The sequence below is a fragment of the Coleofasciculus sp. genome (assembly GCF_046565525.1).
Taxonomy (GTDB): domain Bacteria; phylum Cyanobacteriota; class Cyanobacteriia; order Cyanobacteriales; family Coleofasciculaceae; genus Coleofasciculus.
Window position 1 is genome coordinate 42,943 of sequence record NZ_JBKHUP010000011.1, and the last position, 17,848, is coordinate 60,790.

14 protein-coding genes and 1 pseudogene are annotated in these 17,848 nt (G+C 43.6%); 4 read left to right on the top strand and 11 right to left on the bottom strand.

Features of this window, described 5'->3' with window-relative positions:
* Positions 1-179: 179 nt before the first annotated feature.
* The 7 genes from bchH to ACLGGO_RS05910 form a co-directional block, all read right to left on the bottom strand.
* Positions 180-3,962 (bottom strand): magnesium chelatase subunit H, encoded by a 3,783-nt coding sequence (bchH, locus tag ACLGGO_RS05880; RefSeq protein WP_446418600.1) that lies wholly within the window; start codon positions 3,960-3,962, stop codon positions 180-182.
* 72 nt (positions 3,963-4,034) lie between these two features.
* Positions 4,035-5,630 carry an SDR family NAD(P)-dependent oxidoreductase gene (locus ACLGGO_RS05885; protein ID WP_446418601.1) on the bottom strand — a complete coding sequence of 532 codons (1,596 nt, stop codon included), beginning with the start codon at positions 5,628-5,630 and terminating at the stop codon, positions 4,035-4,037.
* A gap of 228 nt (positions 5,631-5,858) precedes the next feature.
* A complete protein-coding gene (locus ACLGGO_RS05890) occupies positions 5,859-6,500 on the bottom strand; it encodes a DUF3386 domain-containing protein (RefSeq protein ID WP_446418602.1) in 642 nt (213 codons plus the stop codon).
* Positions 6,501-6,688: 188 nt separating this feature from the next.
* Complete coding sequence (locus ACLGGO_RS05895) at positions 6,689-7,810, bottom strand: alanine/ornithine racemase family PLP-dependent enzyme (RefSeq protein WP_446339632.1); 1,122 nt, start codon at positions 7,808-7,810, stop codon at positions 6,689-6,691.
* Positions 7,811-7,833: 23 nt separating this feature from the next.
* Positions 7,834-8,955: a DUF1611 domain-containing protein gene (locus ACLGGO_RS05900; RefSeq protein ID WP_446418603.1), complete on the bottom strand. Its 1,122-nt coding sequence runs from the start codon at positions 8,953-8,955 to the stop codon at positions 7,834-7,836.
* A gap of 121 nt (positions 8,956-9,076) precedes the next feature.
* On the bottom strand, positions 9,077-9,316 hold the full coding sequence (locus tag ACLGGO_RS05905) for a hypothetical protein (protein ID WP_446339634.1): 240 nt from the start codon (positions 9,314-9,316) through the stop codon (positions 9,077-9,079).
* Complete coding sequence (locus ACLGGO_RS05910; RefSeq protein ID WP_446418604.1) at positions 9,306-9,428, bottom strand: hypothetical protein; 123 nt, start codon at positions 9,426-9,428, stop codon at positions 9,306-9,308. The genes ACLGGO_RS05905 and ACLGGO_RS05910 overlap by 11 nt, the downstream gene beginning before the upstream one ends.
* Before the next feature lie 257 nt (positions 9,429-9,685).
* Between ACLGGO_RS05910 and ACLGGO_RS05915 the strand changes: the two genes are divergently transcribed.
* Positions 9,686-10,420: a LuxR C-terminal-related transcriptional regulator gene (locus ACLGGO_RS05915; RefSeq protein WP_446418605.1), complete on the top strand. Its 735-nt coding sequence runs from the start codon at positions 9,686-9,688 to the stop codon at positions 10,418-10,420.
* Between the two features lie 135 nt (positions 10,421-10,555).
* On the opposite strand, the gene ACLGGO_RS05920 is transcribed toward ACLGGO_RS05915, so the two are convergent.
* Positions 10,556-12,256 carry a DUF262 domain-containing protein gene (locus ACLGGO_RS05920; RefSeq protein WP_446418606.1) on the bottom strand — a complete coding sequence of 567 codons (1,701 nt, stop codon included), beginning with the start codon at positions 12,254-12,256 and terminating at the stop codon, positions 10,556-10,558.
* Between the two features lie 148 nt (positions 12,257-12,404).
* Between ACLGGO_RS05920 and ACLGGO_RS05925 the strand changes: the two genes are divergently transcribed.
* Together ACLGGO_RS05925 and ACLGGO_RS05930 are read left to right on the top strand one after the other, a co-directional pair.
* Positions 12,405-13,040 (top strand): type I restriction endonuclease subunit R, encoded by a 636-nt coding sequence (locus ACLGGO_RS05925; protein ID WP_446418607.1) that lies wholly within the window; start codon positions 12,405-12,407, stop codon positions 13,038-13,040.
* Positions 13,041-13,120: 80 nt separating this feature from the next.
* A pseudogene (locus ACLGGO_RS05930) lies at positions 13,121-14,053 on the top strand (STM4504/CBY_0614 family protein).
* A gap of 63 nt (positions 14,054-14,116) precedes the next feature.
* On the opposite strand, the gene ACLGGO_RS05935 reads toward ACLGGO_RS05930, so the two are convergent.
* From ACLGGO_RS05935 to ahr, 3 genes are all read right to left on the bottom strand, one after another.
* Positions 14,117-14,374: a hypothetical protein gene (locus ACLGGO_RS05935; RefSeq protein WP_446418608.1), complete on the bottom strand. Its 258-nt coding sequence runs from the start codon at positions 14,372-14,374 to the stop codon at positions 14,117-14,119.
* Between the two features lie 286 nt (positions 14,375-14,660).
* Positions 14,661-14,849 (bottom strand): hypothetical protein, encoded by a 189-nt coding sequence (locus ACLGGO_RS05940; protein WP_446418609.1) that lies wholly within the window; start codon positions 14,847-14,849, stop codon positions 14,661-14,663.
* 32 nt (positions 14,850-14,881) lie between these two features.
* Positions 14,882-15,883: an NADPH-dependent aldehyde reductase Ahr gene (gene ahr / locus ACLGGO_RS05945; RefSeq protein WP_446418610.1), complete on the bottom strand. Its 1,002-nt coding sequence runs from the start codon at positions 15,881-15,883 to the stop codon at positions 14,882-14,884.
* 266 nt (positions 15,884-16,149) lie between these two features.
* Here ahr and ACLGGO_RS05950 point away from each other — a divergent pair, with 266 nt between their 5' ends.
* The gene (locus ACLGGO_RS05950; RefSeq protein ID WP_446418611.1) at positions 16,150-17,820 is read left to right on the top strand and encodes a dynamin family protein; all 1,671 of its coding nucleotides are present in this window, start codon (positions 16,150-16,152) and stop codon (positions 17,818-17,820) included.
* Positions 17,821-17,848: the final 28 nt, after the last annotated feature.

Below are 17,848 nucleotides of genomic sequence, written 5' to 3' on the forward strand. Positions count from 1 at the left end.
TTTTTAGACTGATGCAGCCAGCCCCAATAAAGGGCGCACGTCGGTGCTCCCCTACAATGTTAATCCATCTTGTTTAATTGACTATTTGTTAGTTTTATGAATCCTTGAGGCAAATTTGCTGGCATTCAATAAATGTTGAATTGTCCGTAAATATTGTACTTTAAAGTAGGTGGACACCATTAAACCGTCACCCCCTCTAATTCCTCATCAGTCAACTCATACAACGCCTGCAACTTCTGTAACTTCTCATCACTCGGTTGCCAGAATCCTCGTCCATTTGCCTCCAACATCCGGGCTACAATATTCCGAAATGCTTCTGGATTTGCTTGTCTTAACCTCTCTGCCATCTCTGTATCTAAGGCATAGGTATCCGCCGCTTGCTCATACACCCAATCATCTGTAAAATCTGCGGTTCCACCCCAACCAATTAATGCCGTCATCCGTTGCGAGATTTCATAAGCACCACCTGAACCCTGACTTGCCATCGCTTCTGCCCATTTGGGATTCAGTAACTTAGTGCGATATTCTAACCGCAGTAAGTCATCTAATTTGCGCGGGGTTGTATCTTTAGAAAAGCTTTCCACAAAACTGGCACTCACTTTTTTCCCCCGTTGTTTCTCAGCCGCTTTTTTCAATCCCCCAGTATTGGCATAATATTCCTGAATATCGGTTAAACCGTATTCCACGGAGTCAATTTCCTGAACCACCTGGCTCGTTGTTTTTAATAGCTGATTTAGAACTTCCGGACGCGCTTGTCCTTTATCTTGACGCCCATAACTAAACGAATTGCGACTTTCCCAGGTTTTGCCTAATTCCTCTCCCGATTCCCAGTTTCCATCCGTAACTTGGTCATTGACTAAGGAACCAAAATCACCAGCGGGGTTAGAAAATAATCGGGCAGAATTATTCTTGATTCCTTGCGCTTGTAAGGCTAAAGCATGTTTACGGATAAAATTCTGGTCTTCCGGTTCCTCAGCCGCCGCCGCCCGTTTAAATAAATCATCGAGTAATTCAATGATATTCACAAAACTATCCCGGAAAATTCCAGATAGATTTGCCAATACATCAATTCGGGGATGTCCGACTTCTGCTAAAGGCTTTAACTCATAGCGGACAATTCGCCCCGTTCCTTCTTTGATGGGTTCTGCACCCACTAATTCCAGTAAAATTCCCAAGGATTCACCTTTGGTTTTAATCGCATCTAATCCCCATAACATAACCGCCACCGTTTCCGGATAGTCTTCCTGTTCTTGGAGGTGTTGGGCGATAATTTTTTGGGCAATTTCTCGTCCTCGCTGATATGCCCCTGGTGAGGGCATCCGATAGGGGTCTAAGGCATGAATATTTCGTCCTGTGGGTAATACGCCTACACCATCTCGTAATAAGTCACCGCCCGGTGCTGGGGGAATGTATTCTCCATTTAATCCCCGTAATAGGTTGGTCACTTCATCCGTGTTTTGCTGTAATAATTGGGCAATTGTTTCTATTTCAGTGGCAATGGATTCTGAATTGCCATTTTTATCCTTAACCAGAGAAGATAATTGAGTGGTTTGAGCATCTCCGAGTTTATCTATTACCTCCTTAATTAAATCCGCTGCGCCATTATCGCCAAAATAAGCATTTAAGTAGCTAGCCAACGCTTCTGAGTTCGGGGGTTCTCCCAAGGTATGTAATCCGGATGAAAATAGGCGTTGTTCTACTACTTGTAAGTATTCATACAACTTAACCAGATAATGATTAAATGCATCAGCACTGAACAAGCGCACATTATCCGGTGTGAAAGGAATGCCTAATTTTTTTGCCTCCTCAAAGGGACAATCGGCGTCTAAGCCACTGTCCACAATTTTCTGACAAATGTCAGGTTTCAGGGCATAATTCTTTTCCGGGTCTTCCCGATACTCAGCAATTAAATCTCGCAGTGCGACTAATTCTTTATACAATCCCGCCCGACCATAAGGGGGTACATTATGGGATATCAGTACGCCATATCCGCGCCGTTTTGCTAAAATGGATTCCGAGGGATTATTGGCAGCATAAATATAGAGATTAGGAATATCTCCCAGCAAAATATCTGACCAGGAATAACCTGTATTGCCTAAAGGAGAACCCGGTAACCATTCCACGGTGCCATGCATACCAAAGTGAACTATAGCATGAGGTTTAAACTCATGTTGTAGCCATTTATAGAATGCGGCATATTGAGGATGAGGGGTCATATCCCGTTCAAACATTAACCGCATCGGGTCACCTGAAATACCTAACGGGGGTTGTACGCCTATCCAAATATTTCCTAATTGAATTCCGCCAACTTGGAAGTCATCCCCGTAAGTTTTAATTCCGGTTCCGGTGAGGGATTTCCACTGCTTTTCGATGCGAGTGGTGAAGAGGTAGCCGAGCCATTTTTCTAGGGTTTTAACGTTGACGGAGTTTGGCGTTAAATCATCATGGCTAATCGCTTCATCGGCTTCTTTAACCCGACGGATAAGTTCTTCGCCATCGTCAGGTAACTCGCCAACGGTATAGCCTTGCTGCTTTAGGGCGTGGAGGACTTTCAGGAGCGATCGCGGTACATTGAGTAAAGCTGCTGTTCCTGTCGCCCCATATCCGGGCGGGAAACCATAGAGAATGATGGTAATTTTCCGTTCTGAGGCGGGTGTCTTTCTCAGTTCAATCCAACGCTTCAGACGCCCAGTCAGGCGTTTGACTCGTTCGGGAATCAGATAAATATCCTCTCCCACCAATCCCCCCAAGGGAACCGTGTCAATTGCCCCATCTAATTCGGGTAATGCATATAATACCACCGATTGCAAGCCGCCAATTCCTTGTCGCGTCCAAGAGTGAATATCCTGAATCAGTAAAGGTGCGGCGACAATATAGGGAACATTTTTCGCCGTGAGGATGCGTTTTGCTACCTCAACTTGACGCCCCGCTTCCATAGAACCGGCGGGTCCTCCGACTAATGGAAAGCCAATTGTAGAAACAATGGCGTCAACTTCTACAGCTTCTTTGGATAAAGAGGGTGTGTCAATTTTACCCAATTTTCGTCGGGCAGTTTCATCCACTGATGTCATCCAGTCTCGCACAGCCACATGTCCTTCCACACCATTAATAAAGATAGGAACGGGGATTAATCCAGCGTTCTCGAAATGGCGAATTAATTGCGGAATATACGGTTGTTTAGAGACAACATGCTTGCGATAAAGGAGAATACCAACAACGGGAAGAGTTTCCTCCCAGCCCCCCTTATTAAGGGGGGTGTTAGACATGGATGAGGAGGAAGAGTTTTTATGTTGCAGATACCACTCCAGATACTGCCGTGGCGAGGTCAAGTACCCGTCATAGTCGGGATGCAATAATCCCATGTTGGGGGTTTCCACGGGCGGTGGAATGTCTCCAACTTGTAATCCTAAGTATTTTTCCGCGAGTACCCAAAACATTGAAGCGACGTTTTCGGAACCGCCAGCATTCCAATACCCATAGATAATCAACCAGTTGCGTAAATCTTGAACTTTTTTCGCCGGAATATATTTCAGCAGCTTGGGACCCGTCTTCAAAAAGCTAATATAACCCGCGAGTTTATCTTCTTCTCGTCCATTGCTAAATTTATCCAGGATAAACTTAATCGGCTTGGGCATTCCTTTGGGGTTATCACCAATTTTAAACGCCCCTAGCTGAGTCAAACTCATTAATTCTAGGGCGGATTCAAAGACAAGGCGGATGGGGATATGTTGAGTTCTCTCCCGCAGCCAGATAACTTGGTCATAATCAAAAAGCAGACTCGCGAAGAAGACATCAGCATCTTGGAGGGCGGCGGCGACGATATCCGGTTCTGTGGTCAAGGATTGGTCACTAAATACGCGAATATCTAAGTCTGGACAGCGCTTTGTCGCCCAATCAGCCGCTTGGCGGTACAAGTCGGCGTTGAATGATTCAAACCCAGCAATTAAGACGATGCGTTTCATAGTCCCCAGCCCGAAAAGTTTCTGTATACTTCAATCTTAGTGTTGCATCTGGGTAGTTTCATGTTAAAGGACTCATAACAAGACAGGCTTATGGTAAATAGGAGTATAGTTTGGCACGATATGAACACAGGGTTCAGTAAGCCGCAGGGTAAGCGCTAGCCGAACTTGACCACTGGTATTGCGAACCGAACGATGCATGAGTTGATTGGTAAATAAAACAAATTCTCCAGGACGCAAAACCACAGGAACGGCTTGCTGTTCTAAGTCTTCTGTCAAATCAAACAAGCAATTGCCACTAAAAGGGTCTTTCATTTTCACAGAGACATCCGGAGTGAGTTGAGAATTAGGGATGTACTCAAACCCATTCCATTCATTAACTTCTGTTAGCGCAATGTAGACATTGATAGTTTTGCCTTCTCCTTGAAGCAAATTAGGATAGGAGTCTTGATGCCAAAAAGGAATCAGTTGTTGAGAGGGATAATTAACCCAAATTTCAGAACGCCACAACACCAAATCTTCACCCAAATACTCTTTTAACTTCTGTTGTAATTTTTTATCCTGACAGATAGACCAAACAGCATCCGAATCAAGATGTCTTTCCATGTAAAATTCTTTCTTTCGGACTTGGTTTAAAAGCAAAAAAATAGCTCCAAATTTGCCTGTAAATAAAAAGCGTATAAGATGATAAAAAAAATGTTTCGGTGCTTTAGGCAACACAGTTTCAAAAACACTCTGGGTAATAGAAGCAACTTTAGTGGGACTTAAGGCAAGAGAATAGGGTCTCAAAATTCCAGCAGCATTATCATGTTCTGGGGTTGTTGTCGGATTGTATCGGTTATACCCTGTCCACAAGCAACTCTGTTCCCATAACTGTTGAGCTAGTTCAGTATTTTTTGCCAGATCAGGAAGTTCGATTTCGTTCTGTTTGTAGTCAAAAAACTTACCCTTCACATCTGCAAAAGCAGAAGAATTTGCCAAAGTCAGCAAACCCGAAGCACTTTCCTGAGGTGAAATACCTATACCTAAATACTTGCTTAAGCGATGCACTACTGTTATATTAGACTGCACAAATCCGGGATGAATCGCATTAACAGTTACGTTAGTATTCTCTAAGCGTCGCTCCAGTTCTTTAGTCAGGATCAACAAGCACACTTTGGACAATGAATACAGTTCCAGGAAATTTAATGGCGTCTTCCTTATAAAGCGCTCCCATTTGATAGAAGTGGGGCGTAATGCCAAGTCAGAGGAAACCATGATAATTCGACTGGGCGCTGAATGTTGAAGGGTTTCCAGCAGCAAGTTTGTCAGTAGAAAGTGTCCGAGATAGTTAATCCCAAAAATGAGTTCAAACCCTTCTTGAGTTGTGCCTCTGGCGTTGAATACACCCGCATTATTCACTAATACATGAAGTGGCAGATGCCGTTCCTGAAAAAGTTTCGCAAATGTGCGAACCGAATCGAGGGATGCTAAATCGAGTGGCAGAAACTCAACATTTAGATTTCCGGTAGAGGAGCGAATATAATTGACAGCTTTCTCAGCTTTGCTTGCACAGCGACAAGCGATAAATACATGATGACCGAATTGGGCGAGACCAACAGCACTCATCAAGCCTACACCTGAGTTCCCACCGGTGACAATGCAGACCTTCTGCTTCTTAGACGGATTCATAATTTCTCATTTTCTATTGATATTAGCGAAATCTTTGTATAGAGGTTGGATAAATTGAATGCCCATCTAAGTTTAGCTCAAAACTCTCCAAAGCATTGAGACGGAACCCCACCCTAACCCTCCCCTTCTCAAGGGGAGGGAACCGGTAACTCGAAGGGCTAAAATCGTGGCTAAACAAACAAAGTCCGCCTAGGCGGACTCAGGAAAAATTAGGGGATTATTCACCATTTACAGAAGTTTGACATTCGAGAAGTTAAACTCCTCAACGGACTCTTTTCCATCGGTTTCTGTGCGAATAATGCGTTGGGTTAGGATAAAATAGTCGCCCACTTTTTCGTAATTATCTTCAAACACACTTTTACCGCCCTTTTGTTCACCGGTTTTGGGGTCATGGTAGACGGAATCATAACTGTGAGAAAGATAACCTTCACCTGTGTTGTGGGAACTAAAGGTGTTAATCGTGACGACAACACCGTGAATGTGACGGTGGACGTGGGTTACTTCATTATCACGGATTTTATAGCGATCGCCTTCTGCTTTACCACCCATTAACAGTTCCACAGCACCCGTCTCATCGGTATCCCCGAAGGAGAAGGTGTTCTTCCCGTGGGTGTCTTCAAAGGAACGGCGAACCCGGTGAATTGCGGTTTCCCAGAGTTGAGAGTGAATCGCTTGCTTGGCTTGTTCGTCTTCAACATCGAAGACTTCTGCTTTCATATCCGAGTTAACCCGAACCTTACCTGTAACAACCTGATCATCCTGTTTAAATGTCACATCTGCGGTATAACCGGGGAAGTTGTTATCCCAGGTGTAGCGGTTTTCATACGCCGCCCGAAAAAAATCACGAGCTGATGTTTGAACTCCAACCATCTGCCTCTCCTATCATTTTAGTTGCTGTAAACTAGCATAGTCGGGACTATCTAGCCTGTATAGACCCCAAGTGGGTACAGTCGGCGTCAACTACGCCACTGGGGAGCAGGGGAAAATAGTGAGTGGTGCAAGATGTGAGTTAAACGGCAAAGATTTTAACATCAACCCCGTTTATTGACTTACAACTTCTAATTTATAGGTGAGACAACTTTTAACGTTTTAACCACAGGAATTATAGCTTCAGTTGTCAGGATAAATTGCTTTCTAATAAAAGGAGAAGTCATCGCGGACAGAAGACCCCCGTAATCCAGGTTAAAATTCACTTCATCTCCAACTTGTAAGTTGTGGTTCTTGCCGTCGAGAATAATATGATCACTGCTAGCTCCTAGTATTTCTAGCTTTTTCTTCGATTTCAAGCTAGATACCAGAACGTCCTGTCTTCCCAAAGCAATAATCACTCTCTGGCTAATTCCTCGATCTGAGAAACTAGGAACGTTTCCAAAAGCATCTTGACAGATCTCGCCAAATGGTATGGAGGGCTTTGTCTTGGACTCAATAACTTCGGCAACGAGTTTGAATGCCTCTGTGTGTAAACCTGGAATCGCTTTCCGGTTCACAGTTTCGCACCCTAAAAAGATGGATTCACCCAAGCGAAGATTGTTGATATTGCCGATATATTGAGCAGATTTATACCATTCATAATTAGCCGAATTACCGCCGGATATTATTTCCAAATCAATCTGAAATTCTTTTTTGATGCCATTAACCAGTTCAGACAATTTATGCATGTTTTTATTGTCTGGCTTTACTCCACCATAACAAGCCAAATTGCAGCCAATACCAACAATTTTTATATGGGATAGAGAAAGAGTTTTTCTGATAAATTGAGAAAGATCACCAGGAAGTACCCCTTCCCGCAGATCTCCCAACTCTACCATCACAATTATTTGATGATTTCTATTATGTAGTTTTGCATAATAGGAAAGTTGCTTAATCGTCTCGATTTCAGTGTTTAGACTAATGTCTACACTTGTAACTACAGCTTCAGCCTGACTTAAAGGAGTGCGTAGAAGCACAAACTGAGTGGATATCCCAGCATTTTTCATTTTTTGAATGTTTTCAATGCGAGAGTCAGCAATAAATCTGACTCCACCTTGAATCATTGCCTCGACAATAGAAGGTTCTCCTAGCACTGCTTTGGAAACTCCCATCAATGAAATCCCTCTTTGCCCATAAAGTTCACATAGCATTCGGGCATTGTCCCGTATTTGAGATAGAGAAATTTCTATCCTTGGCATAAACAATTTCATTGATTATTTCCAGACGATTACGTCTACCTCATTCCCAATACAGGCATTTTTTCTAAAGTCTTCCGCTTGATGATTTGATTCAGGTTGGGAAAATGATCACCTAAGGCTTGAATGATTTTTTGGCATCCATGATTCAAGACATCCATTGTCGGCAATTGAAACTGCCTCTCATAATCCTCTATGATTGTCAAAATCTCTTCATCTGCTAGGTTTTCATGGCTTAATGCAATTGCCATAACTTTAGCTTGAGAAATCGCTTCAATCAGTTTAATTTCGCTCTCAACAGTTGGCATTGGCAAATGAGGAAAATCGCACCGAAATTTCCTAGCTGGTGGATGTTGAAGGATAATACCATCGGGCATACTTCCTTTCAAGATGCCGAGAGAACCCATAAAAGCGGGATGACTAACGGCACTCTGTCCCTCAACTAAAATGATGTCGGGACGTTCGTTTTCAAAGGCTTGAATAATAGAGTTTTCTATTTCACCAATCACAAATTGGGAAATCAGAGCATCAATCGATATGCCATACATTGCTCCCTGCATCAAACCAGTTTGACCCGTCGCTACCAATACTGATTTTATGCCGAGAGTCTTGAGGGACTTGTTGAGTTCTATTGCGGTTGTCATTTTGCCGCAAGCACAATCTGTACCTAATATGGCGATTACAGGAACATTAATTTTAGAGAGTTGACCCGTAAAGACGTGCAAATCTTGTAATTGTGGAGGTTTTCTGATATCTTTAATCTGGATATTATTTTGGGTAGCCATCTGGGTAAACTCTTGATCTTCAGAGAAAAACTGATGAAGACCGTTAATGATATCCATTCCTTTTTCCATGGCTTCTAAGATAAGAAACCGTTCTGCCTGGGATATAAAGGCATCTAAAGGAGCTTTGCCATAAATGTAACAGTTGGGAACCTCTGAAAGGTTAATTAATGCTTCATTTAAATTAGCAAAAATGGGTATACCATTCTTTTCTTGCCCTAATTCTTCCCCTGCGTCTTTACCCGCTCGTGAACTATCAATCACCCCAACAATTGTATACAGTTCAGAGTGTCGAACCAACCCAGCGGCAGTTTTTCCGTCTGCTAAACTAAATTGATTTTCGCAGTAAATTAAAGCCGTTTCTTTTTTGATTGTCATTTCAATTAGTTTATTTCAATTTTTTTCCCACTCATCAGGATACTTTTTGGTAATTGCCAAGCCTCTCGATAATTTATAATTTCATCTACATACTTGCAATCCTTTCCTGGTAAGCTTCCTGTTAAATCGTCTTGGATAAACTTCTGTTTAAGCTAGCCATTTCAACCACAGCCTCTCGGTGAAACTGAATCACACAAGAGGCTGATTCCCGATAATGGACACGGGTACAGGTAGATACTTTTAGTGTGATCGTGTTGGGCGTCGAATCCAGTAACCGTTGCACCGTACAGGGTTGAATTTTATTCTTGCAGTAGGCAATGATGCGATCGCCAACTTTAATATCGAGTGCTTTAATGTTCATTAATACTCCTCCTTTGGGTCAATGAATTGGCTGTGTCAGTCGTATCCAGCACGAAAAAAGGTTTATCGGTACGACTCAACCGAGATACCATTAATTGTCTTGGAGGTGTCATGATTAGCTACGGCTTTTATCGTTCAAAGCCCGTCAGATCATCAAGAGTAGATTTCTTGCTCCTAGCTACTCTACTGTTGTAGTACCTCTTCAGAGTAGCATATAAAAATGGCAAATTATATCAAAGTCAAAATTTTATCGTCAAGATAATGTCGCTATACTGTAATTACTGTTCACCCCGATAAAAAAATGGGCTCTCCTAAGCGTTCAGGTTAAACCATGGTGACTTATTTAATAATTCGTTCAAAATGATAGATTATGACCGTGCCAAGTACAATGAACCGTTCTCTGCACAGTTTCTTCCAAGCGATCGCAGATGCTCGTGATGAGCAGGAACTTCGCCTGCACATTATGGACGAATTAGGGGAGTATTTTCAGGCGCAGTATTGGGGGCTGTGTCTGCTCAACGAAGACTCTCACGCGGCTGAGGTGCAAATACAAGGGGGAGCGGATACGGAGGGGTTTGTCGCCGATTACAATAAGTTGGCGCGAAAGGTCGATCCGGTGTTACGCTATGTCATCGAACACCATGCTCCCGCCCATGAACAACTGATATTCTCTCCAGAGGTTTGGAAACAATCTGAACTGTACCAGAATTGTTATGCTCGCTACGATCACGAGCATGTGATGATGGGTCCGATTGTTAGTGGGGGGCGTTTGATGGGTGGGGTGTATTTTGCCCGCGCGAGTGACGCACCTGCGTTTGATTATAAAGATTTGGCTGACTTAACCGGATTATGTCTACATTTATCCTCCCGTCTGGCTACCTTGCGATCGCAACCCAAAAAATCCCCGTCTCTTGTCGCCAATCGCCTTACCCCACGGGAACGGGAAATTGCTGATTTAGTTGCTAAGGGGTTGACAAATGCAGAAATTGGTGCTGAACTTTGGATTACCCGAAATTCAGTAAAACAGGCGCTGAAACGCATGTTCCGTAAGCTGAATGTATCGGCGCGTGCGGAGTTAGTGGCGCGATTGCAAGATACTGTGTAGAGACGTTGCATGCAACGTCTGAAATAATCATCAAAACCTATTCTTATATCGATCGCATATTGAATTATGGACGCACTAATTGAATATCTCCCCTACAAAGCCACTCGAAAGATAAAAATATTAGCAGAGTCGGAGCTATAAAAAATCCGACTGCCAAATGTGAACAGCACGTTGGGCAAAATGCCTCTGGCGTGCAGCGATTGCATCCGGATTCCATTCTTCAGCCGTAATTCGTTGAGTGAGCTGATAGACACTCTGCTGATATTTTTCTTGCTTACTCTGATAGTTTTTTTGTCCGATATCCCGATTAAATGAGGGTTCTAATAGCGTCAGATTTCCCAGACGATAAACCATTTCCTCTATTTGCCGCTCCGTAAAATATTGCCGCCATTCATCGGTGGGCACTTCCGGGAGAATATGTTCGATAGAAAAACTATTTTCCTCCACCTGTATACCTGACGCATCTACCTCTAACTGACTGAGGATATAACGAACCAGTCTACGCTTTTGCCCTTTTGTCGAGATTGAGAGTAGAGAAAAATCCTGTTTAAATTTTTCGTCGGTGACATATACCGGACGGAGGGTATCAAATACTTGTCGAGGCGTTGTGATAGTTCCCTCAGCAATATTAGTGGCAACAGTATTGTAAACTGATTCCAGTTCATTCGGATTTAAGTGGCTAACAATACTATAGCGGAACGAGATGACAACGATGAGCTTTAGTAAGCGCGTGAAATTTTCCGGAGAAAACTGCTGATAGGCAGCAAATAGAGTCGGATAAGCCTGTTTGACTCGAAACAAATTCAACTCACGGATGTAAGTTTGGTTCTCCGGAGTATCACGCCAGAATTCATCATTGGGATTGCTGAGGGCGATATATAAACTACTGAAGTTCTCAAGCTGATCCAATAAATCAAAGGCTTTGGTTGCATCGTTGACCGATGATCGAACCAGCTTGAATAAGCGTTCACGCCGCACTCGAGTATGTTTCAAACTCAAATAGTAACGCAGAAATTCTGGGAACTTCTCCATTTGAACTGTATTGATAATGCGCCGCCATTGGCGCTGTGCTTCTTGTAAGTCATCGGGTCCTCGAAAGAGTGAGAAGAGGTAGTTTTTTAACAGATCAGTGGAGGTTAGCTCGATTCCTCTGGCATTTAATGTCTCAAAAACGGTATAAGCATTCAGTTCGTCTTCAACGCTGATTTGGATTAACAGCAGTCCTTGAGCCACTGTATCGGTAATAAACATTGCCAGTTTTTCTCCATCTTGAGTCACCTCTGGTAGTTTTTCTAATTGAGTGAAAAAGTATTCAAAAGCTTGCCATAGGAGTTGATTGGATTTCGAGAGAGAACGGATATTCAGGGGTTTCCTCAGATTAACTAAATTACTTTGATAAAAATCATTATTATTTTCATTCAAAATCAGTTTACTTGAATATCGTAGAGAACGAGGGTCTCGATCACCGAGATAAGTCCGCTTGAGAATTTCTTGTCGTTCTTGGTTGGCTTGAGGCTCAATACCTTTCTCGACAAGCTGCTGGAGCATTTCAATAACAGCAACGGCAATAATACTGAGTGTGGCTAAGCGTTGCTGACCGTCAATAATGGTAAACGATTGATCAGTCGTCCCAGAACGTTGCAGGACAATTGCTCCCATATAATGACTGACGCTAACATTATTATGCAGCATTAAAATATCCTGCCAAAGGTCTTCCCAATTCTCCTCCGTCCAGGAATAATCCCGTTGAAATGGCGGAACTCGATAGATTTTTCCGTTGCTAATTAAATCGCCAAAGCTAGTCGTGCGAGTATCTAGGAGGTTAATCCGAACCATAACAAAAAGGCAGAAGGTAAACGACAGAAGGATGTGCGGACTAGATTATAAAGGGAGTAGTAAACCCGGATTCGGTATTACTGGCTTGGAGGAGATGGGGTATCCTGAACAGTTTGCTAAACTAAGGTTAACAAATAGATAGCAACAGATGGTTACGGGTGTAGGGATTACAGACACGATAAAAAGCTTAAATGATCTGCGGGTGCGCTGTAATTTGCGTCAGGCGGATGATCATAACTTTTTCTGCGAGTGGGTTGATAATTTACCTGAACTCGATGAACGAGAACAGGCTGGTGTTGCTCGAATTAAGCAACGCTATGATTATCATCACGGCGATGGTTTGTTATTGGAAGGTACGATTAATCTGGTGGTGGTTTCGCCACTATTGGAACTTGCAGGGTTTCTTGATCCGCCTTTCCGCATTCGTTCGCCTTATGGGGTTGGGTTAGAACTTGATGATCCTGAAGAAACGATTCGCGGTTTTATTGATACGTTGGTTGTACAAGAACAACTTTGGATTTTGGTGATTGAGTCGAAGCGAACCAGTATTCCGGTTCCGGCGGCTTTACCGCAGTTATTGGCTTATATGTTAGCGAGTCCCCAGAGGGAGCGTCTAGCATTTGGTATGGCGACAAATGGGGATGAGTTTGTGTTTTTAAAGCTTAGTCAAGGAGATAGTCCAGAGTATGATGTATCGCGGACTTTTTCGCTGTTTCCCAGGCGACATGAGTTAGGCGAGGTTCTACGGATTTTGAAGCGGTTGGGACAAGCGGTGGTGGAGTGAGAGTATTCTTCGTAAAACGGCAAAAGTAATAAATTGTGCTACATTGGTATAAATGTACTATAAAAATGGCTCTCTGAAAAATGGCAGTCTACGATCTTTTCTCAAAACGTCAAAAAAGACTGAGGGGAGAATTACCTGATGTCTATCAGTATGACAATATCCCTCGTCCGCTTCGTATACAAATTCAGTATATTAGGCAAGATGCCATGGGTGATCCCAATAGTCAGCGCACTTTAAATAAATTTCAGTTCATTCATAATATATTGTGTCGTGAACATGGTAAATTTCATTTGTTTGATGACTTTGATTTTAAGAGAGGTCGAGTTTAATACAAGGTAGATGTATTGGATTTTTTGATTAAAAGCAATAATGTGGAGCAAGTTTTGGATGTTGTAGAGCTTAGCTTTCAAGTAATTGACGAATTTTATCGACAGGAAGAGTTAAGACAACATACTCAACCCAAAATAACCCCCGATAAAGCAATTGAGGAGTTAAACATCAGGTTTAGGGAACATGGCGTAGGCTATCAGTACGAGTCGGGCGAAATTATCAGAGTTGATTCTCAGATTATCCATTCTGAGGCGGTAAAACCCGTTTTGCGTTTACTGAGCGATCCTAGATTTCAAGGAGCAAACGAGGAATTTTTGCAAGCACATGAACATTATAGACATGGGCGCTATAAGGAATGTCTTAATGATTGTCTCAAAGCTTTCGAGAGTACGATGAAAACGATTTGCGATCAGCAAGGTTGGAGTTATCAACCTACAGACACGGCAAAGAAACTTATTAGCGTATGCTTTGAGAATGATCTAATCCCAACTTATCTACAGAATCAAGTTACATCACTCAGGTCAAGTCTTGAAAGTGGTGTTCCTACTGTGAGAAACAAGCTTGGAGGTCATGGTCAAGGTTCCCAGCCTTGTATTGTGCCACAATATTTTGCAGCTTACCAACTTCACATGACGGCGAGTACAATTTTATTTTTGATTGAAGCGGAGAAGGCACTACCTTGAGGATATTGGCTATTACAAATAGCTTCTTGTTTGCACTAACCAACCACTGCGATCGCGTATCTATTATACGGTGACTAATGACTTATCTTCTTCCCACGATAGCAATGAATCAAGTTTTCCTGATTCTGAAAATGTTCGCGCCGCTAGCAGACAACGCAGCAAATCAACAGACATCTTTGTGGAATAAAGACCTTCTTGTCCGCCAATAACGAGTTTTTCGGTTGCTTCAGGTTTGGATAAATCAACTAAATTATAAAAATCTAGATTATCGAAGGTGACTGAAACGACATATTTCCCAGCATAACCACCGCCAATCGTCATGTAAGTCTCATCATCGGCGGCTAAGGTAACTAACGTGTGATTTTTTCCATTTAACTGGCGGATAGCTGCTTCTATCTGACTCCAATCCGGATTTTAGATTAAGTCACCTTGATTTTTGTTGTCAACCCATTTTTATATTGATAGGTTTGATAAAAACATCATGCGGCTAGTTTGTCAAGGAAACCAAAAACTATTAAGAAACACGTTCTGACACAGGGGGTTGAGTAAAGGGCGACCCGATCAAATTGAGTGGATAATGTTGTGGATTTGTGCAAGCGGGTCGCCCCTACGATAAACTATATTCCGGAGCGATCGCCTGAGTTTTCATGGCATAGATCCTTGGCAATGCTTGTCGGACATGGCGTGTGATTGTGTAGGGGCGGGTTTCACGACTATCCTTTCGGTTACACCTAGATGTGACTAAACCCGCCCCGACTTCCGCCGATTTCGAGTCTTTTGGTGAAACACTGATCAAAGCACATCCATCACAATCGCAATCTTTTTATTTTAATGCTTTAAAACCAAGCGATAGCGAGGTTTACCATGGCGCAGCTTTTCCATCGCCTCATTCACTTGCTCAAAGCTGAAGGTTTCTGTAATGGGTTCAACACCCTGTCGTGCGGCGAAATCGATCATTTGAGAAATCGTTGCTGGACTCCCCACTGGACTAGCTGAAATCGACTTTTGACCGGCAATCATGGGGAAAAGCCGGGTGGATAGGGGATTGGGTATTACTCCAACGAAGTGTAACCGACCTTTGGGACGTAATGCGGCAATGTAGGCGTCCCAATTGAGGTCAGCATTAGCCGTGGAGAGAATAAAGTCAAAGGAATTCTGCACTGATTGCAATGCTTTGGGATCGCTAGAATTGATAAAATGATTTGCCCCCAACTCCCGTGCTTCTGCTTCTTTCTCAGGACTACTGGAAAACGCTGTGATCTCACACCCCCAAGCCTGGAGGAAACCCAGGGCGATATGACCTAATCCGCCAATACCAATCACGCCAACTCGATCCGTCGGTTTAATGTCAAACTGGACAATGGGGTTAAATACGGTGACGCCGCCGCAGAAGAGGGGACCTGCAGTAGCGGGATTAACTGCATCGGGTAGGGGAAACACCCAACTCTGATCAGCGCGAACCTTATCCGCGAATCCACCATGACGACTGACAATTGTACCTTCTGCGTTCGAGCAGAGGTTGTGATTCCCTGACATACACCATTCACAAGTCATGCAGGAACCCGAAAACCAACCTAATCCCACTCGTTGTCCTACCTTTAGCGTGGTTACTTTATCGCCCAATGCGGCAATTGTACCCACAACCTCATGACCTGGAACAAAAGGATATTCAGTCATTCCCCACTCGTTGTCCAGCATACTCAGGTCACTGTGACAAATCCCGCAATACTCGACATTAATCTCTACTTCTTCATCGCCGAGACTACCCGGATCGTACTCGAAGGGTTGGAGTTTTCCTCCGGGTTCATGAGCGGCATAAGCTTTGATCATGGTGAAACCTGTAATAGTTACTGTTGATCATTTTACGCCTGAGAGGTTGTGTTCCAGGTTACGGATGTAGGGATTTCAATCGGTCACGATATACTAGACGGATAAGTTGAGTATTTTCCTGGAGATGTCTCTTCCCTTTATCCCTAAGTCGAATGTCACTGACTGGTATGCTGGTGGGCAATGCCCACCCTACGGTATATCAAAGGTTTCGGCGATTCCCTAATGCTTATTTCACTACCATTAATCCCTAAGTCCCCTTCAGAGTAATGGAACAGGACGTTTTCCGCGAACTTGCTAACACGCTGCGCTCGGCGATTGGGTTGCTGGATGGGGAACAAAATACCCAACTCCGCCAAGACGCGATCGCACTGTGTGATTATCTGGAGAATCCGATTTTCCGTATCGCTGTTTTTGGCCCGTTTAATTACGGGAAATCTACCTTACTCAATGCTTTACTGGGAAAACGTACCCTACCCATCGATTTAATCCCCACCACAGGCGCAGCGATTCATATCTGCTACGGGAACGAATTACACACGCGCATTACCCTCAGCAATGGTCAACAAATTAGTGAAAATGGTACGGATATCCTGAAACAGTTTGCCATTTTAGATGACCAACGGCGGATGCGGGAGGATGTGACCAATGTTGAGGTATTTTGTCCCCATCCTTTCCTGAAAACGGGGGTAGAATTACTGGATTTACCGGGAACGGATGACCGCGAAGCCCAGGACGCTTTAGTTCGTGACCAACTGCTCACCGCTGATTTAATTGTACAGGTGCTTGATGGTCGTAAATTGATGACGTTAGGGGAACGAGAACACCTGCGAGATTGGTTATTGGATCGGGGAATTACTACGGTTATTTTTGTGGTTAATTTCCTAAATTTATTAGAACCCGACGAGCAAAAAAAAGTGTATAATCGGCTGCTTTTTGTGGCAGAAAGTTTCCGATCGCAACTGCCGAATAATATCAGTAATATCTATCGGGTGGATGCTCTCCCCGCCTTACGCTATCGACTCAAAGGGGATACCGCCGCCGCCCAAACCACGGGCTTAGATATGCTGGAATCGGCGCTGCAAAGCATTGTCGCCACTCGCCATGAGAGCCTCGCCATCCGCTTTCCCCGTGTGCAGGCGATCGCGTCTCAAGTCCAACAGGCTGCAACTGTCAAAGTGCAAGCCATTTCCGCTGAAATTACGATGGCTCAACAAAAGCATCAAAGTAAAATAGAGATTAAAGAAAAAGCACAAAACCTAATTCAAAAAGGATTCGCCGCCAGTGTTTCTGATTTTCAAGGATGGCTGTATTTACCGAAACTTTTAGAACGCTATCAATCGGAACTGGTTTCAGCGCTCCAACAGGGTACGTTTAATCTGTGGGAACAAGGCGGTTTTAAAGAGGCGATTCATGAGCATCAACAGGGAATTGTTAAATGGGTACATCAAGCGGGTGAATTTTTTGATCGCCAACCCCCGACTGATCTGACGATTTCCTTTCCCAAACCCCCAGAAGTCCAGCTTCCGGAACCCCCACCCCAAGCTAAGGGAACTCAGGGCGTTACTCCAGTTGCGATCGCGACGGGATTGGGTTGGGTATTTGGTGGACCTGTTGGCGCGGCGGTGGCGGGTGGGGCGACGTATTTGTTGAATAAAAATTCCGGGGATTCTGCACCGCCAAAATCTGCGGCGTCATACCTAGAACAAGTGACTCAAGCTTACACCAATGCGGCGACAGAGTACCTAACTTGTTTTAGCCGGGAGGCGGTTTCCGCATTGGAAGGCTATGAGAAATTGGCGGAAACTGTGATTAATGTTAATCTGACGAATGAACCGTTAAAACTGACAATTGAGCATCATCAGTTACAGTTACTGCAAAATATTTTAGAGAATTTGGAGCAAGAATTGGAGCGGGTGAGGTTAAATTTAGCTGGATAGTCGCCCTGAACTCAAATACTGGCTCATA